This is a genomic window from Dactylosporangium sp. CS-033363, from assembly GCF_050942475.1.
GTDB lineage: Bacteria > Actinomycetota > Actinomycetes > Mycobacteriales > Micromonosporaceae > Dactylosporangium.
The window spans coordinates 3139090-3165505 of record NZ_CP192032.1; the positions used below are offsets into that span (position 1 = coordinate 3139090).

Annotated in this window: 29 protein-coding genes; 14 read left to right on the forward strand and 15 right to left on the reverse strand. The window is 71.6% G+C overall.

The window, feature by feature from the left end; genetic code table 11:
• Positions 1-46 precede the first annotated feature (46 nt).
• Positions 47-736 (forward strand): copper homeostasis protein CutC, encoded by a 690-nt coding sequence (locus ACQPZ4_RS14490; RefSeq protein ID WP_433060376.1) that lies wholly within the window; start codon positions 47-49, stop codon positions 734-736.
• On the opposite strand, the gene ACQPZ4_RS14495 is transcribed toward ACQPZ4_RS14490, so the two are convergent.
• The 3 genes from ACQPZ4_RS14495 to ACQPZ4_RS14505 all read right to left on the reverse strand — a co-directional run bounded on the left by ACQPZ4_RS14495 (position 688) and on the right by ACQPZ4_RS14505 (position 2986).
• Positions 688-1065 carry a VOC family protein gene (locus ACQPZ4_RS14495; RefSeq protein WP_433060379.1) on the reverse strand — a complete coding sequence of 126 codons (378 nt, stop codon included), beginning with the start codon at positions 1063-1065 and terminating at the stop codon, positions 688-690. The two genes, ACQPZ4_RS14490 and ACQPZ4_RS14495, sit on opposite strands and share 49 nt — an antisense overlap.
• A 76-nt stretch (positions 1066-1141) precedes the next feature.
• Positions 1142-2245, reverse strand: coding sequence for a ricin-type beta-trefoil lectin domain protein (locus ACQPZ4_RS14500; protein ID WP_433060382.1), 1104 nt, complete (start codon positions 2243-2245; stop codon positions 1142-1144).
• 114 nt (positions 2246-2359) lie between these two features.
• Positions 2360-2986, reverse strand: coding sequence for a TetR/AcrR family transcriptional regulator (locus tag ACQPZ4_RS14505; RefSeq protein ID WP_433060384.1), 627 nt, complete (start codon positions 2984-2986; stop codon positions 2360-2362).
• Positions 2987-3060: 74 nt separating this feature from the next.
• Here ACQPZ4_RS14505 and ACQPZ4_RS14510 point away from each other — a divergent pair, with 74 nt between their 5' ends.
• Positions 3061-4113, forward strand: coding sequence for an alpha/beta fold hydrolase (locus ACQPZ4_RS14510; protein WP_433060387.1), 1053 nt, complete (start codon positions 3061-3063; stop codon positions 4111-4113).
• Here the strand turns inward: ACQPZ4_RS14510 and ACQPZ4_RS14515 are convergent.
• Positions 4100-4306 (reverse strand): DUF397 domain-containing protein, encoded by a 207-nt coding sequence (locus tag ACQPZ4_RS14515; RefSeq protein ID WP_433060390.1) that lies wholly within the window; start codon positions 4304-4306, stop codon positions 4100-4102. The two genes, ACQPZ4_RS14510 and ACQPZ4_RS14515, sit on opposite strands and share 14 nt — an antisense overlap.
• Positions 4303-5148, reverse strand: a complete 846-nt coding sequence (locus ACQPZ4_RS14520; RefSeq protein ID WP_433060393.1) for a helix-turn-helix domain-containing protein — start codon at positions 5146-5148, stop codon at positions 4303-4305. Before ACQPZ4_RS14520 ends, ACQPZ4_RS14515 begins: the two co-directional genes overlap by 4 nt.
• Positions 5149-5437: 289 nt before the next feature.
• Here ACQPZ4_RS14520 and ACQPZ4_RS14525 point away from each other — a divergent pair, with 289 nt between their 5' ends.
• A complete protein-coding gene (locus ACQPZ4_RS14525; protein WP_433060396.1) occupies positions 5438-5710 on the forward strand; it encodes a hypothetical protein in 273 nt (90 codons plus the stop codon).
• Here the strand turns inward: ACQPZ4_RS14525 and ACQPZ4_RS14530 are convergent.
• On the reverse strand, positions 5673-6572 hold the full coding sequence (locus ACQPZ4_RS14530; RefSeq protein ID WP_433060399.1) for a helix-turn-helix domain-containing protein: 900 nt from the start codon (positions 6570-6572) through the stop codon (positions 5673-5675). The two genes, ACQPZ4_RS14525 and ACQPZ4_RS14530, sit on opposite strands and share 38 nt — an antisense overlap.
• Before the next feature lie 59 nt (positions 6573-6631).
• Here ACQPZ4_RS14530 and ACQPZ4_RS14535 point away from each other — a divergent pair, with 59 nt between their 5' ends.
• The 6 genes from ACQPZ4_RS14535 to ACQPZ4_RS14560 all read left to right on the forward strand — a co-directional run bounded on the left by ACQPZ4_RS14535 (position 6632) and on the right by ACQPZ4_RS14560 (position 10693).
• Positions 6632-7003 carry a MazG nucleotide pyrophosphohydrolase domain-containing protein gene (locus ACQPZ4_RS14535; RefSeq protein ID WP_433060402.1) on the forward strand — a complete coding sequence of 124 codons (372 nt, stop codon included), beginning with the start codon at positions 6632-6634 and terminating at the stop codon, positions 7001-7003.
• Positions 7000-7623, forward strand: coding sequence for a hypothetical protein (locus tag ACQPZ4_RS14540; RefSeq protein ID WP_433060405.1), 624 nt, complete (start codon positions 7000-7002; stop codon positions 7621-7623). The genes ACQPZ4_RS14535 and ACQPZ4_RS14540 overlap by 4 nt, the downstream gene beginning before the upstream one ends.
• Positions 7624-7674: 51 nt before the next feature.
• Entirely contained in the window at positions 7675-8154 is a 480-nt protein-coding gene (locus ACQPZ4_RS14545; protein ID WP_433060407.1) for a MarR family transcriptional regulator, read from the forward strand.
• The gene (locus tag ACQPZ4_RS14550) at positions 8138-8929 is read left to right on the forward strand and encodes an ABC transporter ATP-binding protein (protein ID WP_433060410.1); all 792 of its coding nucleotides are present in this window, start codon (positions 8138-8140) and stop codon (positions 8927-8929) included. Before ACQPZ4_RS14545 ends, ACQPZ4_RS14550 begins: the two co-directional genes overlap by 17 nt.
• Positions 8889-9710, forward strand: coding sequence for an ABC transporter permease (locus tag ACQPZ4_RS14555; protein WP_433060413.1), 822 nt, complete (start codon positions 8889-8891; stop codon positions 9708-9710). Before ACQPZ4_RS14550 ends, ACQPZ4_RS14555 begins: the two co-directional genes overlap by 41 nt.
• A 143-nt stretch (positions 9711-9853) precedes the next feature.
• The gene (locus ACQPZ4_RS14560; protein ID WP_433060416.1) at positions 9854-10693 is read left to right on the forward strand and encodes an SAM-dependent methyltransferase; all 840 of its coding nucleotides are present in this window, start codon (positions 9854-9856) and stop codon (positions 10691-10693) included.
• A gap of 122 nt (positions 10694-10815) precedes the next feature.
• Here the strand turns inward: ACQPZ4_RS14560 and ACQPZ4_RS14565 are convergent, their stop codons facing one another.
• Together ACQPZ4_RS14565 and ACQPZ4_RS14570 are read right to left on the reverse strand one after the other, a co-directional pair.
• A complete protein-coding gene (locus ACQPZ4_RS14565) occupies positions 10816-12069 on the reverse strand; it encodes a vWA domain-containing protein (protein ID WP_433060419.1) in 1254 nt (417 codons plus the stop codon).
• Between the two features lie 91 nt (positions 12070-12160).
• Complete coding sequence (locus tag ACQPZ4_RS14570) at positions 12161-13186, reverse strand: LacI family DNA-binding transcriptional regulator (protein WP_433060421.1); 1026 nt, start codon at positions 13184-13186, stop codon at positions 12161-12163.
• Positions 13187-13372: 186 nt separating this feature from the next.
• Between ACQPZ4_RS14570 and ACQPZ4_RS14575 the strand changes: the two genes are divergently transcribed.
• From ACQPZ4_RS14575 to ACQPZ4_RS14595, 5 genes are read left to right on the forward strand one after another with little or no spacing between them, the layout of a single operon-like run.
• Positions 13373-14713: a sugar ABC transporter substrate-binding protein gene (locus ACQPZ4_RS14575; protein ID WP_433060424.1), complete on the forward strand. Its 1341-nt coding sequence runs from the start codon at positions 13373-13375 to the stop codon at positions 14711-14713.
• Positions 14710-15582, forward strand: a complete 873-nt coding sequence (locus tag ACQPZ4_RS14580) for a carbohydrate ABC transporter permease (RefSeq protein WP_433060426.1) — start codon at positions 14710-14712, stop codon at positions 15580-15582. The genes ACQPZ4_RS14575 and ACQPZ4_RS14580 overlap by 4 nt, the downstream gene beginning before the upstream one ends.
• Entirely contained in the window at positions 15572-16471 is a 900-nt protein-coding gene (locus ACQPZ4_RS14585; protein WP_433060428.1) for a carbohydrate ABC transporter permease, read from the forward strand. The genes ACQPZ4_RS14580 and ACQPZ4_RS14585 overlap by 11 nt, the downstream gene beginning before the upstream one ends.
• Positions 16468-17574: a Gfo/Idh/MocA family protein gene (locus tag ACQPZ4_RS14590; protein ID WP_433060431.1), complete on the forward strand. Its 1107-nt coding sequence runs from the start codon at positions 16468-16470 to the stop codon at positions 17572-17574. The genes ACQPZ4_RS14585 and ACQPZ4_RS14590 overlap by 4 nt, the downstream gene beginning before the upstream one ends.
• On the forward strand, positions 17571-18407 hold the full coding sequence (locus ACQPZ4_RS14595; RefSeq protein ID WP_433060434.1) for a sugar phosphate isomerase/epimerase family protein: 837 nt from the start codon (positions 17571-17573) through the stop codon (positions 18405-18407). Before ACQPZ4_RS14590 ends, ACQPZ4_RS14595 begins: the two co-directional genes overlap by 4 nt.
• Here the strand turns inward: ACQPZ4_RS14595 and ACQPZ4_RS14600 are convergent.
• The 7 genes from ACQPZ4_RS14600 to ACQPZ4_RS14630 are packed head-to-tail and all read right to left on the reverse strand — an operon-like array spanning position 18400 to position 26345.
• Complete coding sequence (locus tag ACQPZ4_RS14600) at positions 18400-19569, reverse strand: WD40/YVTN/BNR-like repeat-containing protein (protein ID WP_433060436.1); 1170 nt, start codon at positions 19567-19569, stop codon at positions 18400-18402. The genes ACQPZ4_RS14595 and ACQPZ4_RS14600 overlap by 8 nt on opposite strands.
• Complete coding sequence (locus ACQPZ4_RS14605) at positions 19553-20062, reverse strand: SigE family RNA polymerase sigma factor (protein WP_433060439.1); 510 nt, start codon at positions 20060-20062, stop codon at positions 19553-19555. Before ACQPZ4_RS14605 ends, ACQPZ4_RS14600 begins: the two co-directional genes overlap by 17 nt.
• A 53-nt stretch (positions 20063-20115) precedes the next feature.
• Complete coding sequence (locus ACQPZ4_RS14610) at positions 20116-22191, reverse strand: alpha-galactosidase (RefSeq protein ID WP_433060442.1); 2076 nt, start codon at positions 22189-22191, stop codon at positions 20116-20118.
• Between the two features lie 49 nt (positions 22192-22240).
• Positions 22241-23110, reverse strand: a complete 870-nt coding sequence (locus ACQPZ4_RS14615; protein WP_433060444.1) for an ROK family protein — start codon at positions 23108-23110, stop codon at positions 22241-22243.
• 10 nt (positions 23111-23120) lie between these two features.
• Positions 23121-24143 (reverse strand): serine/threonine protein phosphatase, encoded by a 1023-nt coding sequence (locus ACQPZ4_RS14620; RefSeq protein ID WP_433060447.1) that lies wholly within the window; start codon positions 24141-24143, stop codon positions 23121-23123.
• 2 nt (positions 24144-24145) lie between these two features.
• Positions 24146-25213, reverse strand: coding sequence for a hypothetical protein (locus ACQPZ4_RS14625; RefSeq protein WP_433060450.1), 1068 nt, complete (start codon positions 25211-25213; stop codon positions 24146-24148).
• Positions 25214-25220: 7 nt separating this feature from the next.
• On the reverse strand, positions 25221-26345 hold the full coding sequence (locus ACQPZ4_RS14630) for an SPFH domain-containing protein (RefSeq protein ID WP_433060452.1): 1125 nt from the start codon (positions 26343-26345) through the stop codon (positions 25221-25223).
• Positions 26346-26416: the final 71 nt, after the last annotated feature.

Here is a 26416-nt window from a genome sequence, read left to right on the forward strand (position 1 = left end):
CAAGGAAACGCCCGAGTGACCTGCTCGCGAAGACTTGGGTGTCACCATGGCCCTTGTGTTTCTGGAGATCATCGCGCTCGACGCGGCCGACGCCCGGGCCGCGCAGGACGGCGGCGCGGACCGCGTCGAACTGGTCAGTGACATGGGCGCCGGCGGGCTGAGTCCCGACCCGGCCACGGTGGAGTCCGTCCTGCGGGCGGTGTCGATCCCGGTCCGGGTGATGCTGCGCACCCGGCCGGACTTCGCCGCCACCGACGACCTGGTCAAGACCCTGCACGAGCTGCGCGAGGCCGGGGCGGCCGAGTTCGTGCTCGGCTTCCTCGACGCGGCCGGCCGGGTCGACCGCCCCGCCCTCGACGCCCTGCTCGACGGCTACCCGTGGACGTTCCACCGGGCCCTCGACGCCGCCGCCGACCGGGCCGCGGCCTGGGACGGCCTGGCCGGCCTGCCCGGGCTCACCTCGGTGCTCACGGCCGGCAGCCCCGACGGGATGGGGGAGGGGCTGCCGAACCTGCTCGCCGACGCGCCGGTGCACGGTCAGCTCATGCTCGCCGGGGGCGGCCTGCGCGAGTCGTACCTCCCCGCGCTCACGGCCGCCGGCATCCGCGCGTTCCACTCGGGCAGCGCGGTCCGCCCCGGCGGCAGCTGGACCAGCCCCGTCTCCGCGGACCTGGTCCGCCGCCTGCGTTACGCGCTCGGCCCGGCGACCCCGAGCAGGTTCCCCTCCGGGTCCTGAAAGTGCCCGACGGTGAAGTCGCCCCGCGCGGGTTCGGGCCCCATGACGCGCTTGCCGCCGAGGCGCTCGGCCCGCGCGAGGGCCTCCTCGACGTCGGGGACGCTCACATAGAACAAGACCCGGCTCTGGTACCCCGGGCCGCCCCCGACCCCACCGTTGACGCCCGCCGAGTCCGCCTGGACGAAGTGGTAGTTCCCGTCCGCCGACACGCTCGTCGTCGCCGCGTTCCCGGGCGGGTCGAACCGCCACTCGAACAGTCCCGCGTAGTAGTCGCGCAGGGCGCCGGGCTCGGTACCGCTGATCTCGAAGTGCACCACGGGCAGTCCCATGTCGAGCTCCTTCCGTCAGTCCGTTCCTACCAGGAGGTCGGACCGGACGGCGGGAGCTCGACATGGGCCGGTCGGATCAGAGGGTCCAGTTCTGGTTCGCGCCGCCGGAGCAGGACCAGATCTGCAGCCGCGTGCCGTTGGCGGAGCTCGGCCCGGTCGCGTCCAGGCACTTGCCCGAGCCCACGTTGACCAGCGTCTGCCCGGTGCGGGTCCACTTCTGGGCGTTGGTGCCGTTGCAGTCGTACAGCTGCACCTTGGTCCCGTTCGCCGTGCCCGCGGCGGCCACGTCCATGCACTTGCCGAGCGCCCGCAGCGTGCCGTCCGAGGCGCGGGTCCACTTCTGGGCCGTCGTGCCGTTGCAGTCGTAGAGCTGCACGGCCGCACCGTTGGCGGAGCTGGCCCCGGCGACGTCGACGCACTTGCCGCCGTAGCCGACGATCTGGCCCGCGGTGCCGGTCGGGCCGGTGGTCGGGGTGGTCGGGCCGTTCGTGGGGCCGGTGCCGACCCACGCGCTGGCGGCCGCGGACCCGGTGTTGTCGATCGCGGTGTTGTTCTCCACCGGGCTGGGCACGGACGACGGGAAGACGATGAACGTCACCGGGCCGGCCGTGCCGCCGGTGGCCGGGTTCGGGTCGATGCCGAGCGCCGTGGCCAGGGCGTAGGAGCCCTCGCCGATGATGTTGTCGGGGCCCTCGTCGGCGAAGACCGCGTACGCGACCTGGTTGTTGTAGACGACCGCGGCCACCGCGCCGGGCCGGATGCCGTTGGCGCCGTAGTCGAAGCGGGAGCTGGGCAGCGGGATCACGTAGTACCGCGTGACGTCCGAGGTGAAGTAGGACCCGTTCGAGGTCGTGAACGAGGTCTGCGCCTGGTACCACGGGTCGGTCCCGGCGTTGCAGTGCGACGTGCCGATGCCGTCGCAGTCGATGTCCATGTCGGCGCTCCAGAAGAACGCCGAGCCGCTCTTGCAGATGGCGACCGTGGCCGCCCCGCCGTCGTCGGTGGCGTACTTGCCGTTGGACACCTGGTTGCACGTCTGGGTTTTCGCGAGCAGCTGGCTCGCGCTCGGCCCGGCGGCGAGGGCGCTCTTGCTGGTCTGGGCGAGGGCGTACGCGGTGGACGCGCCGAACGACAGCAGTACTGCCGCGAGCGCGATGAGGGGGACGCGGTACCTCTTCACGAGCAGGCTCCTAGGAAGACTTTGACAGGTCTCCCTACGGCGACTGCGGACGTGAACCGCCGAGGGTTGCGGACAGGAAACCTTACTGACAGATATGTGTCAATAGATGGGAGCCTAGTTCGACGTGCGGCCGAGGTGGACTCCGGTGCCCTCCGGCCTGGTCAATCCCTCGCGCAGCTGCTTGAAGGCCTCCTTCGCGGCGTCCACGGCATCGGGATACCGCTGCTCGGCGCTGATGCCGCCGTTGAGGCAGCGCCGGTTCTCGTCGGCGAGCGCCCGGTGCACCGCGAAGATCACGTAGGCCGCCACCCGCGACCCGAGGGACCGGGTGAGCGCCTCTTCGGCCTGCGTCTGGTACTGCAGCAGCCGCGACTGCAGCGACGGTGTCGCCAGCACCATCGCGACGAACGTCAGCGTCTGCGGACGGTCGTCGAGCCCGGTGATCGGATCGCGCTGATCGAGCCCGTAGAGGAAGTGCCGTTCCAGCGCGGCCAGAATGTCGCTTTGCCTGAATGCCGCGGCCAGTCGCGCCAGCTCGTTCTGGTGATTGCTGAACGAGCCGATGACCAGGTCTTCCTTGGTCGGGAAGTACTTGAACAGGGTCCGCTTCGACACCTCGGCCGCCGCCGCGATGTCGTTCACGTTGACCGCCTCGAATCCCGATTCGAGAAACAGCCGCGTGGCCGTGTCCTGGATGCTCTGCCGGGTGCGCTCGCTCTGCCGCTGCCGAAGTCCTGTCACGACTCGCTACTGTATACCGGGTCGATAGGTAAACCGGGTTGATAAGTAAACTCGGTATACCTAAGCTCATCCGCATGACGGGGTACACGACAGCGACGGTGCACTCGGTGGACGGCACCCGGATCGGCTACCGGCAGTACGGCGGGAACGGCCCCGGCCTGGTCCTGCTGCACGGCGGGATGAAGGCCGCGCAACACTTCTCGACCCTGGCCGCGACGCTGTCCGACGCGTTCACGGTCTACGTCCCGGACCGCCGGGGCCGCGGCCGGAGCGGCCCGCACGGCGCGGGCCACGGCATGGCCCGCGAGATCGAGGACCTGCAGGCCCTCCTGGCCGCGACCGGCACCGAACTCGTCTTCGGCCTCAGCATCGGCGGCCTCATCGCCCTGCGCACGGCCTTGGCCGCATCCGCAGTCGAATCCGCAGGCTCAGCCGAATTCGCAGCCGCGCCCGCGCCCGCGCCCGCATCCGCAGCCACGCCCACGCCTGCAGCCACGCCCGCAGCCGCGCCCGCGCCCACGCCTGCAGCCACGCCCGCAGCCGCGCCCGCGCCCACGCCTGCAGCCATGCCCGCGCCCACGCCTGCATCCGCGCCTGCAGCTGCATCCGCGCCCGCGATCCGGCGGCTCGCCGTCTACGAGCCCCCGCTGTCGATCAACGGGTCCATCCCCACGGCCTGGCTCGCGCGCTACGACCGCGAACTGTCCGCCGGCCATCGCGCCGCCGCGCTCATCACGGCGATGCGCGGCCTTCCGGTGGAGCCGATCTTCCATCGCGTACCGCGAGCAGCCCTGACCCCCCTGCTCGCCCTCGGCCTGCGCGCCCAGAAGGCCGGCCCCGACGAGACGACGATCGCCGACCTCATCCCGACCCAGGGCCACGACGTCCGCCTCGCCGAGGAACTGGCCGACACCGTGGAGGACTATGCGGCCCTGCGCGCCCGCGTGCTCCTGCTCGGCGGCACCCGCGGCCCGTCCTTCTTCGAACCGGCCCTGGCCGCGCTGGAGGCCGCCATCCCGGACGCGCGGCGCATCACGTTCCCGGGCCTGACCCACGAGGGACCCGAGGACGACGGCCGCCCGCTCATCGTCGCCGCGGCCCTGCGGGACTTTTTCAGCGCTCGGTGAGGCCCTCGTTCGACACGGCGGTCACGAACGCCGTCCAGGCGCTCGCGGTGAAGCCCAGCTCGGCGACGGCCCGGTTCTTGCTGTCCCGGACGTGAATCTCGGTCGATCCCAGGAGGACCTCCACGCAGTTGCCGCTCGCGCTGCGGGAACTGGTGCGCCAGGTCTGGGCCAGGGTGTTGTCGGCGATGTTCATGTGGTCCTCGAAAGGTCTTCAAGTAGGTTGATCGATGCCTCCGGGCTCATGGCGAACGCCCGGAGGTGGTCGAAGGCGCGGTTGAGCCGGCGGACGTCGTCGGGCCGGTCCAGCCACAGCTCGCCCGCCTGGCTCTCCACGTAGCCGAGGTCCGGGTCGCCGGCGTTGCCGAACTCGAGCACGACGAACGGCCCGTCGAAGCCCGGATGCGCGCTGATGCTGTTGGGCAGCACCTGGAGGGTGACGTTGGGGCGGGTCCGGCTCAGCTCGGCCAGGTGCGCGAGCTGCCCGCGCATGACCGCGGGGCCGCCGGTCGGCCGGCGCAGCACGTGCTCCTCGATGATCGCCCACAGCTCGAGCTGCTCGTCCAGGCGCTCCTTGCGGCGGATTCGGGCCGCGATGATCCGCTCGACCGTCTCGTCGTCGAACGGGAGCTGGAAGCCGCGGGTGATCGCCTTGGCGTACTCGGCCGTCTGCAGAATGCCCGGCACCACCAGGCACTCGTAGGTGCGGATGGCGGACGCCTCGGCCTCGAAGCCGATGAAGTTCGAGGTCTGCTCGCTCAGGACGTCGCCGTAGCTCTGCCACCAGCCGCGCCGGCTCGCCTCGCGCGAGAGCTCCACCAGGGCGCTCGCGCCGGACTCGTCGATCTTGTAGGCGTGGATCAGCGCGCGCACGACCGGAACCCGGGGCGTCACGAGCGCGTTCTCGATGCGGGAGAGGGCCGACTTCGAGATGTCGGCCGCGCTCGCCGCCTCGTCGATGGTGAGCCCGATCTGCTCGCGGCGGCGGCGCAGCTCGACGGCGAGCCGGCGACGGCGAACGGTCGGGCTTCCGGCCACGGGACTACACCCCCGAAACATGACGGCGGGAAGGTTCTCAATGAACCTTCCATATCGAACAGTACCACAGCGGGAGTTGCGTGAATGACATCCCTTTGCGAGTCTAGTCGTATCGGATATTGCTGATAGTGATCGACTGATCACTGGATCAAGTGTGAGGAGGGCGGTTGTGGAGCGAGGACACAATCTCCCGCAATCGCCAGGCGCTCGGGGTCGCCACTCGATTCCTGCCGCACATGTCGGCGGGTGGGCAGGCCTCGGTCTCGGCCTGGTCAACGTCTATCCGACGTTGTTCCCGTGGACCTCAGTCGCCGACAAGGGCGTCGGCGTGCTCGTGTGCCTGCTCGTCACCGCGGTCGTGGCCCGCATCTCGGTGCTGGCCGGCCGCTCCACTCTGGACTGGCCGCTGGTCACGCTCGTCGCGGTGCTCATCCTGATCGCCGCGGTGGTGATCGTCGTGACCACCGATCATCCGGCCGAGCGCGCGGCCGGCAGCCAGTCGGCCCGCTCGCCTTCGCTGTCGACTACCGGCTCGGGTCCAGCGCGGCCCGGGCCCGGCTGAGCGCGGCACGCAGGTCGTCGGCCGCGGGCAGGCGGCGCATCTGCTCGAAGGCCTCCAGCACCGGGTTGAGGGCGCCGGCGCGATCGTGGACCACGCGTTCGCCGCCGGCGTGCTCGAAGTACGCCAGCCGCTCGTCGTCGTCGAACTCCAGCACCACGAACGGGCTGCGCAGCAGGCTGGTGTACAGCCCGGCGCGGGCCGGCGCCACGCTGATCGAGATGTTCGGCGCGGCGGCCAGGTCCTCCAGGTGGGCCAGCTGCCCGGCCATCACGTCCGCGGCGCCCGCCTCCGTGCCGACCGCCCGCATCAGGGCGGTCTCGTCGACGACGAACTGGGCATCGACGCCGGGGTCGTCGAGCAGCAACCGCGCCCGGGCCATCCGGGCCTCGGTGCGCAGCGCGGCCGCGTCCGGGGCGGGCGGGCCGGCCTCGCCGTCCGGGGCGAACAGCGACAGCACCGCCCGCGCGTACTCCAGGGTCTGCAGCGGCCCCGGAATCAAGATCGGCTCGTAGTGGCGTACCGCACGAGCCGCCTCCTCAGCCGCCAGGAACTCGGCGAACGGCGCGGACAGCACGGCGCGGTACCGCTCGCTCAGCGTCGGTCCGGCCACGGCGGCCCGGCCGAGCTCGGTGAGCGCCGCACGCTCGTCCGGCCCGGCTCCCAGGTGCTCGAGCAGCGCGCCGATCTCCTCGCCGGAGGCGCCGGTCAGCCCGCGCTCGATCGCCGGCAGCCGCTCGGCGGGCCAGCCCAGCCCGGCGCTGACCTGGTCCGGCTCGCGGTGCGTGGCCTCGCGAAGCTGCCGCAGCGACGAGCCCAGGCGCCGGCGGGCGTACCCGGTGCGGTCCTCACGCGGCATCGGCATTGCGTAAGGGTACATCGACGCATGGTCACATCGACAGTTGGCGAATTGGGCGTGGGCGGGTGGGCGGAGCGGTGTACTCCGGCATGCTGAGCGGTGTGGACAACTCCCGCCCCTTCACGCTCGCCGCCCTGCCCGACGTCGCCGCCGACATCGCGGGCAAGCTGACCGCCGCCGGGTTCACCGAGGCGCCGCACCTGCGCCAGGCGCTCGCGCTCGCCGAGGAGGCCGGTGAGTTCGTGGGGGCCGTGCGGCGGCACTACGGGCTCGCGCGGCGTACCGGATCCATGGAGGACGTCGAGGCCGAGCTGGCCGACGTGGTCATCACGGCCTTCGTCACCGCGCACACCATGGGCTTCGACCTGGAGCGGGCGGTGGGGGAGAAGCTCGGCGTGGTGTACACCCGCGGCTGGCGTGAAGGGGAAAACGCATGAGCTGGCTGGAGGTCGTCGGCTGGCTCGGGTCGGCCGTGCTGGTCTGGTCGCTGCTGCAGAAGCGGTTGCTGCGGCTGCGGGTGTTCAACCTGGCCGGGTCGGTGATCCTGGTCGGCTACAACGCGCTGGTCGGGGTCTGGCCGATGGTCGGGCTCAACCTCACGCTCGCCGTCATCAACATCTGGCAGCTGTACTCCCTGCTGCGCACCCGCCACGACGAGCGGACGTACCAGGTGGTGGAGGTCGCGACCGACGACAACTTCCTGGCCCACGTGCTGCGGGTGCACTGGGCCGACATCGCCAAGTTCAACCCGGGCTTCAACTTCGACGACGAGCACCGGCTGGCCTTCATCACGCTCAACGGGGACGAGGTCGTCGGGGTGCTCATGCTGCGACCCGACCCGCAGGACCCCGAGGTCGCACAGGTCGAGCTGGACTACGTGACCCGCCGGTACCGCGACCTGTCCCCGGGCGAGTTCGTCTTCCGCCAGAGCGGCCAGCTCACCGCCCACGGGTTCCGGCGCGTGCTGACCCCGCCCGGGATGGTCGCCCCGTACTACTCCCGGCTGGGGTTCCAGCCGACCGGCGACCGGTACACGCTGGACCTCGCTTCTCATTAGCTCTGCTAACGAGGTATTGTTCCAGCCGTGGATCACAAAGTTGATCACGCGGTGGAAAACGCGGCAGAGCACGAGAAGCTGGCCGACGCGCTCGCCGGGCAGCTCAACGGCGTAAGAAGAGTGCTGCGCCGGCAGCTGCGGGCCGGTCTCACCGTGCCCGCGCTGACCGGCAGCCAGGTCGAGCTGCTCCGGCTGGTCGAGGGCGCGCCCGGCACCGGGGTCTCGGCCGCCGCCGCGCAGCTGCGCCTGGCCGGCAACTCGGTCAGCACGCTGGTCAACCAGCTCACCGAGGCCGGGCTGCTGCGCCGCGAGCAGGACCCCGCCGACCGCCGCTCGGCCCGCCTGTTCCTCACCGCGGCCGCCGCCGCGCGCCTGGACGCCTGGCGGCAGGCCCGCATCTCGCTGCTGGCGGGCGCGCTGGACGAGCTCGACGAGGACGAGCGGGGGGCGTTGGCGGCGGCGGTACCGGCGCTGGCTCGTCTTGCCGACGTCCTCTCACAGCAAGGGAGTGCCGATGGACAACGCGGTTGAGATCGAGGGGCTGCGGCACCGGTTCAAGGAGACCCTCGCCGTCGACGACCTGTCGCTGGACGTGCGGCCGGCCGAGATCTTCGGGCTGCTCGGGCCGAACGGCGCGGGCAAGACGACCACGATCCGGGTGCTCACCACGCTGCTGCCCCCGCAGGCCGGCCGGGTCGCGGTGTTCGGGCTCGACGTGCGGCGCAACCGGATGGCCGTCAGGCGCCTCATCGGGTACGTCCCGCAGGCCCTCTCCGCCGACGCCGGCCTCAGCGGCCGCGAGAACGTCGCCCTGTTCGCGCGGCTGTTCGATGTACCCCGCGCCGAGCGGAGGGCCCGCGCCGACGCGGCGATCGAGTCGATGGGCCTGGCCGAGGCCGCGGACCGCGTGGCCGGCACGTACTCCGGCGGCATGATCCGCCGCCTCGAACTGGCCCAGGCCCTGGTCAGCGCGCCGCGTTTGCTGGTGCTGGACGAGCCGACGATCGGGCTCGACCCGGTCGCGCGGGCCGGCGTGTGGGAGCGGATCACGCAGGTGCGGGCCGAGACCGGGATGACCGTGCTGGTGACCACGCACTACATGGAGGAGGCCGAGGAGTTCTGCGACCGGGTCGCCCTCATGCACCGCGGGCGCATCCGCGCGCTGGGCACCCCGGCGGAGCTGATCGCCTCGTCGACGGGCGAGAGCCTGGACGACGTCTTCCGGGAGTACACCGGCGATGATTTGGATTCTGGAGGGTTCAGCGATGTCCGTGCAACTCGCCGCACCGCACGCCGCCTCGGCTGACGCGCGCGCCGCGAACCCGGTGCGGGTCCTGTGGACCCGGATCGTCGCGATGTGCCTCGTGGAGCTGCAGAAGCTCCGCCGCGATCGCACCGAGGTCGTCACGCGGGCCATCCAGCCGGCGCTCTGGCTGATCATCTTCGGCCAGACGTTCACCCACCTGCGCGCGATCCCGACCGGCGGCATCCCCTATCTCGACTTTCTCGCCCCCGGCATCCTCGCGCAGTCGGCGCTGTTCGTGTCGATCTTCTACGGCATCCACATCATCTGGGAGCGCGACGCCGGGGTGCTGGCCAAACTCATGGTCACCCCGACCCCGCGCGCGGCCCTGGTGACCGGCAAGGCGTTCGCCGCCGGCATTCGCGCCCTGGTCCAGGCGGTCGTGGTGCTCGTGCTCGCCGCGGTCCTCGGCGTCTCGCTGACGGCAAACCCCCTGAGACTCCTCGGTACCGCCTGCGCGTTGCTCCTGGGCTCCGCGTTCTTCTGCTGCCTGTCCATCACCCTCGCGGGACTGGTACTCAAGCGCGACAGGATGATGGGTATCGGCCAGGCGATCATGATGCCGCTGTTCTTCGCGTCGAACGCGCTGTACCCCGTCTCGGCGATGCCCGGCTGGCTCCGCGTGCTCAACCACGTCAACCCGCTGAGCTACGAGGTCGACGCCCTGCGCGGCCTGCTGATCGGCACCCCGTCGCGGCTGCTGCTGGACTTCGGCGTCCTGGTCGGCTCGTGCGCGCTGGCGGTGTTCGCGGCCTCGGCCATCCTCGGCCGCCTGACCCGCTGAGCGGCCGCAGTCATCCTCGGCCGCTCCACCCGCTGAGCGGCCTCAGTCATCCTCGGCCGTCGCACCGGGTTGACGCGATGTCATGAAGCGGTGATCTCTACACGCTGTCACCGCAACCCGGTGATGCCCTACGATGCGTACTCATGGCAGATGGCGTCGGCGACGAGCAGGCCGGCTGGTCGGACCGCATCGACACGACCACGGCACACCCCGCCCGGCGGTACAACTACTGGCTGGGCGGCAAGGACAACTTCGCCGCCGACCGCGACTCGGGCGAGCAGATCGCCCGGGTGTACCCCGCGATCCGCACCACGGCGCTCGAGAACCGGTACTTCCTGCAGCGCGCCGTCCAGTATCTGGCCGGCGAGGCGAACATCCGGCAGTTCCTGGACATCGGCACCGGCATCCCGACCGCGAACAACACCCACGAGGTGGCCCAGGGCATCGCCCCCGACTCGCGGATCGTCTACGTCGACAACGACCCGATCGTGCTGACCCACGCCCGTGCCCTGCTGACCAGCACGCCCGAGGGCGCCACGGCGTACATCGACGCCGACCTGCGCGACCCGGCCGGCATCCTGGCCGACGAGAGCCTGCGCAAGACCATCGACCTGAACCAGCCGGTCGCCCTCATGCTGATCGCGATCGTGCACTTCCTGTTCGACGAGCACAAGCCGTACGAGATCGTCCGCTCCCTGATCGACAACCTCCCGTCCGGCAGCTACGTCGTCATGACCCACGGCACCGCCGACCTGAACGACCCGGCGGCGCGCGACTACGCCCTGGCCGAGATCAAGGCGGGCCGCCTCAAGGTCGACGCCATGCCCCGCTCGAAGGACGAGATCGCCCAGTTCTTCACGGGCCTGGAGATCCTCGAACCGGGCATCGTCCCGGTCACCGCGTGGCGCAACCCGATCCCCGAGGAGGACCGGCCGCCCCTGGTCGACACCGCCATGTACGGCGTCGTGGCCCGCGTCCCGTAGGTCTGCTCGCTCGGGCGAAAAGGCCCCCGTTCGGTTGACACCTGGGTGACACCGACGGGGGCCTGAGCTTTGCCTGTACCGCTATCCAGCCGGAGCGCCGGATCAGCGCCCGGCCGGACGGTTCACCGCACGAGCCAGCGGAACCGGCGCCGCCGCAGTCCGACCAGCAGCAGCACCAGGCCGGCGCCCAGCAGCACGGCGCCCGCCGTCACCAGAACCGGGATGTCGGAGCCGGTCACGGGGAGCTGCGGCCCCGCGGTCCCGGAGGCGCGCGGCGACGGAGTCGGGGAGGCTGGCGGGGGAGTGACCGTGGCGAAGTCGGCGAAGATCTCGTCCAGGGCCTTCTTCAGCGAGGCGGCCGTCGCCTCGGGGAGGAAGTAGTACCGGCCGCCGGTCTCCTTCGCCATGCGCTGGAGCACGACCTGGCTCGACAGGGGCGGGCCGGCCGCGGCCTTCGCCTGGCTGCCCTGGCGGACGGACGCCGCCGCCGGCTCCGAGCAGTCGCCGGTCAGCAGGACGTTGATGCGGACGCCCGCGGACTTGGACTTGGCGATCAGGGCGTCCACGTCGCCGGGCTGGGCGGACGCGTCCGTGGCCACCAGCAGCTGCTTGTCCGTTGCCGGGTCGGTGCCCAGGGCCGTGAGGCTCGTGCCGATGCCGCCCAGGACATCCTCGGGGCAGTCGCCGCCGCCCGAGGCGGTCAGGGCCGCCACCCAGGACAGGATCTGGGCGCGGTCCTCCGTGGTGCCCACCGTGGTCGGGGCGTCCTTGAAGGTGGTCAGGCTCCAGCGGGTGTACAGGTCCGCGGGCTGGCCGGTGATGAAGCCGTTCAGGGCGGTCTTCACGGCGCCGATCACGTCGGTCATCGAGCCGGTGTCGTCGATGACCATGCCGATTCGCTTGGGTTTGCAGTCCATCGGCACCGCTGGGGAGACGATGTCGTCGCCCAGGAGGAACGCCGCGCCGCCCGGGAGCTTCGCGGTGCGGTTCAGGCGGCCGCGGTACACGCCCGGCGTGCACGGGGCCCGCACGAACAGTTCGCCGCGGCCCCAGGTCTGGGCCCGGCCCTGGGCGTTCTTCGTGATCGGCGTGCCGGCCAGGACCTCGGCCCAGGCGCCGCCCGCCACCTGCTTCTCGAGCACCATCTGCGCGGTGATCTCGACCGGGTCGTCCGCCGGGTCGCACTCGCCCTGGGTGCCGGTCTTGATGTCGGTGTCGCCGGTGTGCTCGGCGACCCAGGTGGAGATGTGCGGGTACTCCGGGGTCAGCCAGGTGCAGGTGACCGGGGGAAGAATGTCGTAGGCCGCCGCGGGCTGGGCGACGAGCACGGTAGCCGTCAGAGTCAGGGCGGCGGTGAAGGCCGCGAACCGCTTCATGGCGCGCAAGCCTCGTGGATCAGCGCCCGCACCGGCATCGGGCTAAAAGCCCGCTACCAAAGGCCTAACGGGCCATACATTCCGGAAAACGTCAAACTCGAACAGCTGCCGGGCCGGTTGAGCCGCGGACCGTGAGGTGCACCGGCAGCATCACCTGCTGCCGTGTGGTCGGGGACGGGGCCGACGTCCGGTCCAGGCGCGAGAGCAGCATCGACACCGCCACCCGCCCGGCCTGTTCGATCGGGGCGGTCAGCGTCGTCAGCGGCGGGTGGCAGAAGTCCGCGCCGAAGATGTCGTCGCAGCCGACCACGCTCAGATCCTCCGGCACCCGGACGTGCCGTTCGCGCAACCGTTGCAGGATGCCGATCGCCAGCAGGTCGTTGAACACGATGCACGCCGTCGCGCCGGTGTTCAGGACCGCGTCCGCCGCCGCCGGGCCGGAGCCGCGGCCCGAGGGGAACGGGCCGACCCGCGTGAAGGACAGCCGATGCCGCGCCGCCACCTCGCGCATCGCATGCCAGCGGGCCTCGTTCGGCCAGGAGCGCTGCGGGCCCGAGACGTACGCGATGTCGCGGTGGCCCAAGGACAGCAGGTGCTCCGCGGCCTGGCTGATGCCCGACGGGGTGTCGATGATCGCGCTCGGCACGCCGCGGACGTTGCGGTTGATCGTGACCAACGGGATCTCGCCGGCCAGGCGGGCGAGTTCGCGGTCGGGCAGGCGGGAGGCGGCCAGGATCGCGCCGTCGAGCGAGCGGCGCATCTTGTGCAGCATCTCGGCTTCCAGCTCGCCCGAGTCCTCGGTGTCGATGAGCAGCTGGGCGTAGCCCGCGGCCTTGAGCTGTTGCTGGGTGCCGCGCAGGACGCCGAAGTAGAACGGGTTGGTCACGTCCGAGACGAGCACGGCGATCGCGCGGGTGCGGCCCGAGGACAGGGCGCGGGCGGGGGAGCTGGGCACGTACCGCAGCTCGCGCGCGGCCGCCTCGATGCGTTCGCGGGTCACGGCGTTGACGCGGCCCGGGTTGTTCAGGGCCCGCGAGACGGTGGAGGCGGCGACGCCGGCGGCCGCGGCGATGTCGTTGATCGTCACCGGGCGGTCGCGGCCGGAGGGGCGGGGCATGCCCGACAGCGAAGCAGATTTGGCAAAAGATGGCAAACGATTGCCACCACTTCACCAGCGTTGATAGCGTCCGCAACCATCGATCAGTGCCACCGATTGCCACGGGAAGACGCCCCCGCAGGACCACCCCGAACAAGCCCCAGTCGCACACCCCAATAGATCGGCGACGAAGGAGTGGACACCCCCATGAAGAGAATCCAGCTCGCCGCAGTCGCGACCGCCGCCCTGGTCGTGCTCGCGGCCTGTGGTGACGACAGCAAGGACAGCGGCAGCACCGACGGCGCGCTCAACGGCGCCGGCAAGACGCTCAACGTGCTGGTGCAGGCCAACACGATCTATCCGCAGCAGCAGAAGCAGTGGTTCACCGACACCAGCAACGCGTTCAAGGCGCAGACCGGGGCCGAGGTCAAGTTCGAGACCTTCGCGTCGGCCAACGACGAGCTCACGAAGATCCAGACCTCGGTCGTGTCGGGGCAGGGGCCGGACGTGTACTCGCTCGGCACCACGTTCACCCCGACCGCGTACGCCACCGGCGCGTTCCTGGAGCTGCAGGACGCCGACTGGCAGAAGGTCGGCGGCAAGGACAACTTCGTGCAGGCCGCGCTCGGCATCTCCGGGCCCGACGCCCAGCACCAGGTCGGCATTCCGTTCACGAGCCGCCCGTTCGTGATGGCGTACAACACCGAGCTGCTCAAGGCGGCCGGCATCGACAAGCCCGCCGACAGCTGGGACGGGCTCAAGGAGCAGGCCAAGAAGCTCACCACCGGCGGCAAGTACGGCATGGCGGTCGCCTACGCCGACGGCTTCGACCCGTGGAAGTTCATCTGGGCCATGTCCGTGCAGGCCGGCAACCCGCTCGTGGCCGGCAAGAAGGCGTCGCTGGACGACCCGGCGACGGTCAAGGCGTACCAGACCTACCTCGGCTGGCTCGCCACCGACAAGGTCGTCGACCCGGCCGCCGTGGGCTGGAAGAACGCCCAGGCGATCGCCGAGTTCGGGGCGGGCAAGGCGGCGTTCCTGCCGATGGTCTCGGCCACGTCCAAGGTGACCCTGGACAAGTCGCAGGTGGCCGGCAAGTACGCGTACGCCATCATGCCCACCATCCCGCCCGGCGTCACCGCCAAGCCCGGCAACGGCGTGGCCGCGACGAGCATCCTGTCCGGCGACAACCTGGTCGTGGCGAAGTACAGCAAGAACAAGGACCTCGCCCTGGCCCTGGTGAAGCTGCTGACCAGCGCCGAGTCGCAGAAGAACTACTACAAGACGTTCGGTGAGCTGCCGACGAACGCCGCCGCGGCCAAGGAGCTGCAGGCCGACCCGGCGCTGGCGGCGATCGTGGACTCGGCGAGCAAGTCGGCCGGCACGCCGTTCAACGGCGGCTGGAGCAAGGTGCAGCTGGCCCTGCTCAACGTCGTCGTGCAGTCCATCCCCGACCTCAAGGCCGGGAAGGTGGACGACGGCAAGCTCAAGTCGCTGGTGACCGCCGCGCAGAAGGACGCGCAGGCCGCCGTGGACGAAGCCAAGTGAGCAAGGCCGTCTCCCGGCGTCAGCGTCCACTGTGGATGCTGGCGCCGGGCGGCGTGCTCATGGTCCTGGTCATCCTGGTGCCGCTCGCGGTGGCGCTGCTGGTGTCCACCCTGGACCTCAACCAGTACACCCTGCGGCAGTGGACGGACGCGCCCGGCGTCTGGTTCGGCAACTACGTCGAGGCGTGGCAGGAGACCGCGCTGCCGCACGCGATCTGGGTGACCGTCGGCTACGCGGTCATCGTGACGGTCGCCGCGGTGCCGATCGGGCTGGCCGCGGCCCTCGCCACCCAGCAGCGCTTCGCCGGCCGGGCGCTGGTGCGCTCGGCGTTCCTCATCCCGTACGTGCTGCCGGCCTTCGTCGTCGGCACCGTCTGGCGCACGATCCTGCAGCCCAACGGCCCGGCGAGCCACATCCTGACCACCGACGACCTGTGGCTCAACGGCCCGCGCAGCTACTGGGCGCTGGTGATCGTGCAGCTGTGGACGTCGTGGCCGCTGCTGTACCTGCTGATCGTGGCGAGCCTGCAGGGCATCCCCGACGACGTGCACGAGGCGGCCGCCCTGGACGGCGCCGGCTACTGGGCCAAGCTGCGCGGCGTCATCCTGCCGCACCTGACCAAGACGATCGCGCTGGGCATGGTCATCGAGTTCCTGCACACGCTGAACAGCTTCACCCTGCCGTACGTCCTGTTCGGCGTGCCCGCCCCGCACGACGTCGAGGTGCTGCCCGTGCTCACGTACGTGGAGAGCTTCCAGAACTTCCAGTTCGGCCTCAGCGCGGCGATGGCGGTGCTGTCGCTGATCCTGGTGGCCATCCCGCTGTCCGTGTACCTGCGAGCCGTAAGGCTGAACCGCAATGAAGACTGACGCGCACCGGAGAGCGGTGCGGCGGGCCGCGATGAAGACCGAGGTGTACCGCCTGCTCCCGCGCTGGGCGCAGATCGTGATCAACGCCGTGCTCCTGGTCGTGGCCCTGACCCCCGTCGTGTACATGCTGTTCGCCAGCGTGAACGACGACCTCGCGGTGGCCCGCGGCGACTTCTGGCCCAGCGCCTTCCACCCCGGCAACTACGCCGAGATCTGGGACACCGTCGAGCTCGGCGACGGCCTGCTCAACAGCATCCTCGTGGCCGGCAGCGTCGCCGTCGTCTCCGCGCTGGTCTCGGTGATGACCGCCTACGTGCTGGTGCGCTTCAGCTTCTTCGGCCGCGGCCTGATCCTGCGCGGGCTGCTCGCCCTGCAGAGCATCCCCGGCACCCTGATGCTGCTGCCGGTCTTCGTGCTGTTCGCGAACCTGGCCCGCATCCTCAGCATCGACGTCATCGGCACCCGGTGGGCGCTGTTCGTCACCTACCTCACGTTCGCGCTGCCGTTCTCGACCTGGGTGATGGTCACGTACCTGCGCGGGCTGCCGCACGAGCTCGACGAGGCGGCACGGCTGGACGGGGCCTCGTCGTGGCGGATCCTGCGCTCGATCGTGATCCCGCTCAGCTGGCCCGGCCTGGTCGTGTCGGCCATCTTCGCGTTCCTGCTGGGCTGGAACGACGTGCTGTTCGCCTCGGTCATCACCAACGCCGACACCCGCACCGCCGCGGTCGCGCTGCAGGTGTTCGGGGCGACCCAGGAGGGCGGCGCGATCCCGCTGTACGGGCAGCTGATGGCCTCCGCGCTGGTCTGCGCGCTGCCCGTGGTCGTGTTGTACCTGGCGTTCCAACGGTTCCTGGTAGGCGGCCTCACGGCCGGAGGAGTGAAATGACTGTGCTCAACGTGGCGATCGTCGGCAGCGGCATCATCGGCGCCAACCACGCCGAGGCCATCGCCCGCCATCCCCGCCTGCGGGTCGCGGCCCTGGTCGACGCCCGCATCGAGGCCGCCGAGGCGCTCGCCGGCAAGCTCGACCCGCGCCCGTCGGTGCACCTCACGCTCACCGAGGCGCTGGCCGAGGAACAGATCCAGATCGTCGCCATCTGTACCCCCAGTGGCCTGCACATCGCCGCCGCCGAGGAGACCCTGGCGGCCGGTAAGCACCTGTTCGTCGAGAAGCCCCTCGACACCGACCTGGCCAAGGCGCGCGCGTTCGCGAAGGTCGCCGAGGAGGCGGCCGGCCGTGGCCTGGTCGCCTCGGTCGTGAGCCAGCACCGCTTCGACCCCGCGACCGCCGCCGTCCTCGAGGCGGTCCGCAACGAGCGGCTGGGCCGGGTCACCAGCGCCGTGGTGTCCATGCCGTGGTGGCGCGACCAGGCGTACTACGACTCCGCCGACTGGCGCGGCACGTGGGCCTTCGACGGCGGCGGGGCGGTGGCCAACCAGGGCATCCACCTCGTCGACCAGATGCTGGCGCTGCTCGGCCGGCCCGCCGAGGTGTACGCCCGCACCGCCCTGGTCAGCCACGAGCGGATCGAGGTCGAGGACCTCGCGGTGGCCACGATCGCGTTCGAGTCGGGGGCCCTCGCGGTGCTGCACGCCACCACCGGCGCGGCGCCCGGGCTGCCGGTCCGGCTCGCCCTGCACGGCACCGGCGGCTCCGCGATCCTGCACGACGACCAGCTCGAGTACTTCCACACCAGCAGCGACCCGGACCTGCGCGCCGAGGACCTGGTGCCGGCCGGGGACGTGTTCGGGGCGCCGAAGCCCGCCGACGGCTTCGTGACCGGGCACCTGCGCCAGTACGACGACCTCGTGGAGGCGATCGAGACCGGGCGCGCACCGGGAGTACAAGTGCAGGACGGTCTTTTTGCTCTTGCCCTGGTGCGGTCGGTCTATGTGTCGGCGGCGCTGGGCCGGCCGGTCTCCTTCACCAGGGTCCTCGACGGCGCCTTCGACGACGTTCAGCCGCACACCAAGGGAGCACAGCAGTGAGGTTTTCGGTCTTCACCGCCTCGACGCCGGACTGGACGCCGCAGGAGGCGGCCGCCGAGCTCGCCGCGCAGGGCTGGGACGGCGTCGAGTGGCGGATCACCGACCAGGACGACGCGCCCGAGCCCGGCTTCTGGGCCGGGAACCGGGCCACCTGGCCGCTGACCGGGCTGGAGGAGTCGCTCGCCGAGATCGGCGCCGTCACCCGCGGGGCGGGCCTGGCCTTCTCGGGCATCGGCGGGTACGCCCGCAGCTTCGAACGCACCGATGTGGCCCGGCTGCTGGCCGCCACCGCCGTGCTCGGCGCGGGCCGGGTGCGGGTCACCATGCCGCTGCTGAAGACCGGCGACTACCGGGACCTGTTCGCGGGCGCCCGCAAGGACCTCGAGTGGGCGACCGCGGAGGCGGAGCGGCTCGGCGTCACCGTCCTCGTCGAGCTGCACCACGAGACGATCGCCTCGTCCGCGTCGGCGGCGCTGCGGCTGATCGACGGGCTCGACCCGGCCGCCGTCGGCGTCATCCACGACCTGGGCAACCTGATCATCGAGGGGCACGAGGACCACCGGGCCGCGTTCCAGCTGCTGGGGCCGTACCTGCAGCACGTCCACGTGAAGAACGTGGCCTGGAAGCCGGTGGCGACCGCGGCCGACGGCACCGTCGAGTGGAAGCAGGACTGGGCCACCCTGCGCGAGGGCCAGGCCGACGTCGGCGCCTACCTGCGGGCGCTGCGCGAGCACGGGTACGACGGCTGGGTCACCCTGGAGGACTTCTCGACCGCCGCACCCCTGCGCGAGCGCACCCGCGACAACCTCGCCTACGTCAAGTCGCTCATCTAGCCGGCAGCGGCACGGGCTGCCTGGTCCAGCGCAGCCCGTCCGCCGACTTGTAGAGGGCAAGCCGGTCGCTGGTGAGGTACATCCCGGGGCCGGCCGGTACGATCGGCCGGTACCCCTCCAGCTTCGGCAGGCCGGTGACCGGACCCGGGGCGAAGCCGCCGCCCTGGCCCGCGAACCACTGCGCCGGGTCGTTGGACACGGTCCGCACCACGAGCGTGCCGTCCGCGGCGAGGTAGGCGTCCTGGCCGTGGTCCCGGTAGGGCACCGTGTGCCCCGGGTCGACGGGCGCCCAGGTCTTGCCGATGTCGGCGGTGCGGTACACCAGCACGCGCTGGTCGTGGTCGACGACGACGGCGTAGGCGGTCTGCCCGTCCACCGTCGCCAGCCCGGCCACCCGGGCGGTGGCCGCCTCGACCCCGGGCAGGCTCCCGTTGCGCCAGCTCATGCCCTTGTCCCGGCTGGCCGAGATGCCGAGGTGCCCGTCCGGCTGGGTTCCCCACACCCAGATCCCGGCGTCGGGCGGCGCCGGGAGCAGCCCCTGGACGGTGGTGATCCACGGGCCGGTCGCCATCCGCTTGACCAGGCCGTAGCCGGGGTCCACGCCGTACAGCTCGCATCCCCCGCGGGGCGAGGGCAGGCAGATCATCCAACCGCCCGGCGGGAGCCAGTTGACGGCGTCGTCCGTGCGCTGCTCGCCCTTCCAGGTGCGGCCGCCATCGGTGCTGAACCGCATGAGGTCGTCGTCGAACGCCGCCCGCAGCACGCCGGGGGTGGGCGAGGTGAGGGACGTGAGCGCGGCCGTGGACCGCTCCGTCCAGGTCCGGCCGCCGTCGTCGGAGCCGAGCAGCCGCCCGGCGCAGCCGCCCTTCGGCATCGGATCGCATTCGAGGGGCCGCCGCAGCACGTACACGTGGTCGGCGTCGGTCTGCACCGCCTCGGTGATCGCCGCCGGCGGTGCGGGAGTCTCGAGGCTCGGCGCCGGATGGCGACTCACGGGCACAAGCAACGCCAGGAGAGCCGTGGCCACACCGGCGCCGGCCACGGCCCACCGCTGCCGCGTACGCCGGCGGCGCCACGCGGCCGCGTAGAGCTCCGGGCCCGACAGCCGGCTCGGCGGGGCCGCCGCGGCGGCGTCGTCGAATCGTTCACGCAGTGACGTCATGCAACACCCCTTCGTCGTTGCCGAGCAGCTCCTTCAGCCGGGCCAGCCCGCGCGAGGCGTGGCTCTTCACGGCGCCCTCCGAGCACCGCAGCGCCTCGGCCGTCTGGGCCACCGACAGGTCCTGGTAGTAGCGGCACACCAGGACCGCCCGCTGCCGCGGCGGCAGCTTGCCCAGCGCGGCCACGAACGCCGCCCTTGCCGCCGACTGTTCCGCCGCGTCCGGCCCGGCCCGGGTGTCCGGCACCTCGGCGTGCGCGAGCTCCCGCCGCCGCCAGGCCCGGCGGGTCTCGGACAGGTACGAGCGCACCAGGCACTGCCGCACGAACGCGTCGAGCGCGCCCCGGTCCCGGATCCGGTGCCAGCTGACGGCCAGGCGCATGAACGCGGCCTGGGCCAGGTCGTCGGCCCAGTGCCAGTCCCCGCACAGCAGGTAGGCCGTGCGGCGCACGGTGTCGCGCCGCGCCGCGAAGTACTCATCGAAGTCGCTCGGCATCACACCTCCCTGCCAGGTAGGTCAACGGCGGGGCGGCATCCGGTTTACCGGCCTCAGGAGATTTTTCGCAGGTGCGTCACCGCGCTGTCGTACGTGCGGAACAGCCCGGCGTCGAGCCCGTGCGCGGCCAGGAACGCCGCCGGGTAGCGGGTGCCGGCGTCGGCGTCCTCCCAGGTGCCGGCGGGCAGGAACGGCAGCCGGACCGGCGGGGCGGGCTCGCCGAAGCGCCGCCCGTCGAGGAACTGGAAGACCGCCGCCTCGTCGCCCGCCGCGGAGAGATAGGCCAGGGCGGGTGCGTCGGACTCGCGCGGGGAGCGCAGCCGGAACAGCCGCCCGTGCTGAACAACCTTCCGGATCCGCTTGTACTGACTGATCAGCGCAATCGCCGCCTGCTGCTCCTCGAGCGTCCACTTCGGCAGGTCCCCGCCGATCCCCAGCACGCCGGCCATGGCGACGTGGAAGCGGTACCGCAGCGGAAGGCGGTTGCCGGTCAGGAAGTTGGGCGCGTCGGTGACCCAGGCCGTCATCGCCCGGGCGGGGTACAGCTGCGAGAACCCCTCCTGGATGTGCAGCCGGTCGCTCGCGTCGGTGTTGTCGCTGGGCCAGACCTGGTCGGTGCGGGCCAGGATGCCGAGGTCGACGCGGCCGCCGCCGGACGCGCAGGACTCGAACCGCACCCCGGGGTGGTCGCGGCGCAGCCGGTCCAGGATCGCGTACAGGTTCTCGGCGTGCCGGGTCGACCAGAGCACGTCGCCGTACGGGCCGGGGTCGGTCACCGGCCGGTTCATGTCCCACTTGACGAACGCGATGTCGTGCTCGGCGAGCAGCTGGTCGAGCCAGCCGTGCAGCCAGGCCGCCACCTCCGGCTTGCCCAGGTCGAGCACGAGCTGGTTGCGCAGCTCGTGGCGGGGGTAGCCGGGGGAGGCGTAGACCCAGTCGGGGTGGGCGCGGTACAGGTCGCTGTCGGGGTTGACCGCCTCCGGCTCGACCCAGATGCCGAAGCCCATGCCGAGCTCGCGGACCCGGGCGACGAGCGGGCCGAGGCCGTTCGGGAAGCGCTCGGCGTTGGGCAGCCAGTCGCCGAGGCCCGCGTTGTCGGCGACCCGGGTGCCGAACCAGCCGTCGTCCATCACGAACAGCTCGCAGCCCAGCGCGGCCGCCCGCTCGGCCAGGGCGATCTGGTTGGCCTCGTCGAGCAGGAAGCCGGTCGCCTCCCACGAGTTGTAGAGCACCGGGCGGACCTCGTCGCCGTGCGGCAGGATCTCGGCCCGGACGTAGTCGTGCCAGGCCCGGCTGGCCCCGCCGAAGCCGTCGCCGCTGAACAGCCCGACGGACTTCGGGGTGGTGTGTCCGGTGCCGGCGGCGAGCCGGACCAGCGGCGCCTCGTGCCCGGCGCCGACGCCCGCGGCCACCCGCCCGTCGGGCAGCCGCTGCACGTCGATCCGCCAGGTGCCGGACCAGGCCAGGGCGGCCGTCCAGACCTCGCCGTGCGTCTCGGTGGCGGAGCCGTCGTCCAGCGCCACCCACGGGTTGTGCATCGGGCTGGTGGTGGTACGGCGGCTGCCGAGGCGCACCGTGCCCGCCGGAAGATCGGTGCGCTGCAGGCGGCTGTCGGCGCCCCACCGGCCGTGCAGGCTGGACAGCCGGGCGCTCTCGCGGGCGGGCACGCACCAGGCGGCGCTGTCGGCCCGCAGCACCTCGACCGGCACGTCCGTGGCCAGCTCGGCCCAGCGCTCGATCGCGTCGTGGCCGGCCGGGACCCGGTAGTGCAGGGTGAGGGCGATCGGTCGGGTCTGCTCGCGGTACCGCAGCAGCAGATGTTGGCCGTCGGACTCGGCGGTGTCCAGGACCCAGCGCACGGCCCGGCTGTCGTCGGGGAACCGCAGCGCGAGGGCGGGCTCGGTGAAGCGGAGGCCGGTGTCCGACGGGTACTCCTCGCGCCCGTCCAGCCGGCTCTCCCAGCCGCGCGGCGGGGCGAGCGGCACGGCGGCCAGGGCGATCGCGGCCTCGTCGTCGACGGGCGCGCCCCAGTGCGCGGCGAGCGGGACGTCCTCCCCGCCGCCGACGTTCAGGACGTAGGCGGAGTTGGGCGTGCGCAGGACCCAGACACCGGGTGCGACTTCGGACACGGCGGGAGGTAAGGACATCTCACGTTCGTAGCACCTGACCCGAGGTTTGTCAGGACCCCGCGTACGCCGCCCCGAGCAGGGCCGAGCGCTCGGTGTCGGCCACCGGGCGGGCCGGGACCGCCAGGTGCAGCGCGGGCTCGATCAGGTCCCAGGCGCCGGTCATCGAGCCGCCGAAGACCACCACCTCGGCCCCGAACCGGCCCAGCCAGTCGCCCAGCAGCGTGCCGAGGATGCCGAACGCGGTCTCGATCACCTCGCAGGCGTCCCGGTCGCCGCCGCGGGCCAGGCCGGCCAGGCCGCGCATGCCGTCCACGGCCACGCCGGTGCGGGCCAGGTAGCCGCGCACGAGGGCCCGGTCGGAGACCAGGTCCTCGATGTTGACCCCGTCGACGTCGCAGAAGTGGATCTCGCCGTCCTTGGGCACGTCCGGGCCGTCGGAGACCACGGCCCCGTCGGCCAGCCAGGACGAGCCGATGCCGGTGCCGAGCGTGATCGCCACGCTGCGCCGGGTCCCGCTCGCGGCTCCGTCGACCCACTCGCCGAGCAGGAACGCGTCGGCGTCGTTCACGAACGTGAACGCCTCGGGCGCGGCCGGGATCGCCGCCGCGAGGGCGGTGCGCAGGTTCACGCCGTGCAACTGGTCGAACTTGCTGACGCCCTCGTGCAGCGACACCCCGGCGACGTAGTCGAACGGGCCGGGGAAGGCGACCGCCCAGCGGTCCTCGGGCCCGGGCAGCAGCCGCTTGGCCGCGTCCGCCAGCGCGCCGACGATCGTGTGGGCGTCCTGGGACGGGTCGAGCGGATGCCGCTGCCGGTCGAGGATGCGGTGGCCGGCGACCTCGACGCTACCGGCGGTCACATGACTCCCACCGATCTCGAGAACCCGCACGACCGGAGAGGGGGAGTCGGTGTCCTGCACGGCGTAAACGTTATCGCACGCCGATTGCGGAGATCCGCTCCGCGTATGGATACGGCGTCGACTTCGACGTGGCCACGAGGTCGGCGAAGAACCGGTTCATGGCCGCGGCGGTGCCGGCGTGGCGCAGGATCACCGCGCGGGTGCCCCGGGGCAGCCGGTCCAGCTCGGCCGGGACGCCCCCCGCGGCCGCCTCGGCCACGAGCTCCTGGGCCCGGGTCCAGTCGCCGGGACACGCCACCGTGCCGGCCAGCCAGGTGGCGAGGTGCCCGGCGTTGTACCGGCGGTCGTAGCCCGCGTGCGCCCGGAAGAACGCGTGCTCGTCCGCCGTCCGCCCGAAGGTGGCGTGCAGGGCGAGGCCGAAGTCGGCGAAGTACACCAGCCGCCCGTCGGTGAGCAGGTTGCCCATGTGCGCGTCGAAGTGCAGCAGACCGCCCGCGTTCATCGCGCTGACGGCCGCCGCGAGCCGGGCTGCGGTCTCCACCCCGGCGTGCTCGTCGCCCGCGTCGAGCCGCTCCCGCAGCCACACCCCGAGCTCCTGCGGGATGCGCTCCAGGAACAGCGTGACGGCGAGCGTGGCCGCGTTGAGCTCCTCGAGGCGCCGCCGGACCGCGGGGCTGCCGTCCCAGTAGGCCGTCATCGCCTCGACGTCGGCGGTCTCGCCGGCCAGTCTCGGCAGGACCCGCCAGTGGTACAGCAGCGGGAAGTTCGGCTGCCGCCCGGAGCGCACCCACGCCGTGGTCAGCCGGTGCGCGGTCAGCTCGCGCCAGGCGCCGAAGCCGGCCGAGCCGACGCCGTACTGGTAGAAGCCCGGCAGCCCGAAGAGGTTCCCGGTGTCGTGCGGGGCGGCCAGCTCGGTCGCGGTGAGCGGGACCTGCTTGACGAACACGGCGGCCCCGTCGATCTCCAGGGCCGCCGTGGTGCCGCCGATGCCGGCCCCGAGCCGTGCGGCCCCCGCGACCAGGTCCAGCAGGTCCGCGTCGCCGAGCCGGGCCAGGGCGGGCGCGGCGCGCTCGAAGCGCGCCGCGCGGGACACCGTCAGTGTTTGCCCATCGCGATGAGGATGATGATGATCGCGATCACCGCGACCGCGCCGGCGATGGCCGCCGCGATCTTCAGCGCGCTGTAGGGGCGCTCGCCGGCGATCTCGCCGGTGATGCCGTTGACCTGGATGTTGTAGGTCTTGCCGGCGTACAGGTAGCAGGCGATCCACACCGGCAGCAGCATGAGCTTGAAGGTCACGTCGTTGTACTGCGTGTGCATCTGGTCGACGCGCTGCTCGTCGCCGCCGATGTCCTCGCGGCAGTCCTGCTCGAGGATCGGGCGCATCTTGCCCTTGGCGTTCTCCAGGCCCTGCTCCGGCTCGACGTCGTAGCGCAGGGTCTCGTGCCCGGCCAGGAACTCGGGCCGGTAGGGCTGCGAGTCCGGCAGCGGCCACGGGTCGAGCGCGTCGAGGTGCTTCGGGCTGACCTTGGTCGTGCCGGTCACCAGGACGTCGTCGAAGTCGCGGAACACCCGGCCGCTGGCGCCGTACCAGCGGGTCTTCTGCACCTGGCGGCTCTTGGTCTCGCCGTTCTCGGTGTAGGTCTCGGTGACGTAGTAGTGCTCGCCGCGCTGACCCTGGTAGTCCGTGATGGTCCGCGAGTCGTAGGTCCAGTGCGGCAGGTACATGCTCTTGGCCGACTCGGCCTCGGAGACCTTCTTCAGCCCCGACGGCGCGAACCAGCGCGACGAGGCCCACTTGCCCAGCGACTCGCGCAGCGCGCGCTTGTCCAGCGCGAAGGGCAGCACCGCCTCGGGCACCACCTGGTCCTGCGGGGACACCTCGGCCACGACCGGGGCGTTGCAGAACCGGCAGCGGTCCGAGATGGCGTCGCTCTCCGTCTGCGCACCGCAGTTGCGGCACACGAACACGTGCTTGGCCAGCAGCGCGATCGGCTTGCGGGGCAGGCTCGCGAAGGACAGGAAGTCGTGCTCGCGGACCCGCATGCCCGTGGTCTGCAGCACGGTCTCGTGGCCGCAGTACGGGCACTTGAGCACGTTGGTGCCCGGCGCGAACTCGACGTTGGCGCCACAGCCGGCGCACGGGTACTGGGTCTGCGACATGTTCGGATCAGCCCATCGGGGGGAGCGGCGGGGGAACGGAGGCGAAGATGCCGGCGATCTCCTGGATCTGCTCGGCCGGGGTCCAGGCGGCCATGCCGTTCTTCCACAGCAGGGTGCCGCGGTTGATCGCTCCGGCCTGCACCTGCTGGGCGAGCGCGCCCTGGTCGAACGGCCCGGCCTGGGCGCCGTTGATCGCGGCGAACCACTGGGCCTGCTGCGGCAGCGGCGGCGGCCCGGCCGGCGCCTGCTGCTGGGGCTGGCCCTGCGGCTGCTGCTGCGGCCGGTTCATGGAGTTGGCCACCTGCTGGGCCGCCGCCATGCCCAGCCCCAGGCCGAAGCCCTCGCCGGCGCCGCCCTGGTTGTTGGCGGCGTCCTCCATGGCGTTGGCGGCCTGGAACTTCGTGTACTGGTCGAGGTTGCCCAGCACGCCCATCGAGGTGCGCTTGTCCAGCGCCTCCTCGACCTCCGGCGGCAGGGAGATGTTCTCGATGATGAACTTGGGGATCTGGATGCCGTACTCGGCCAGCTCCTGGGTCAGCACCCCGGCCAGCTTCTGGCCGATGAGCAGCTGCTGCGAGACCAGGTCGAGCACCGGCACCTGGGCGGCGGCGAGGGCCGGGCCGAGGTGGCCGACGATCAGCTGGCGCAGGAACTCCGAGACTTCTTCGGTACGGAACTGCGGGTCGGTCCCGACGAGCTGCTTGAGCAGGTTCTCGGGGTGGACCACGCGCAGCGAGTAGGCGCCGAAGGCCCGGATGCGCACCATGCCGAACTCGGCGTCGCGCATCATGATCGGGTTCTGGGTGCCCCACTTGAAGTCGGTGAACTGCCGGGTGTTGACGTAGTAGACCTCGGCCTTCCACGGCGAGTCGAACCCGTACTTCCAGCCCTTGAGGGTGGACAGGATCGGCATGTTCTGCGTCTGCAGCGTGTAGGTGCCGGGGACGAAGACGTCGGCGACCTGGCCCTCGTTGACGAAGACGGCCACCTGGGATTCGCGGACGACGAGCTTGGCGCCCATCTTGATCTCGTTCTGGTAGCGCGGGAACCGCCAGACGATCGTGTCCCGGCTGTCGTCGAGCCACTCGATGATATCGATGAACTCGCCCTTGACCTTGTCCCACAGTCCCACAGTCGGTCCCCCTTGCGTTCGGATCATCGAGCGTCGCAGACCCTAGCAATTGTTCCTGGGGATTCCAGGGT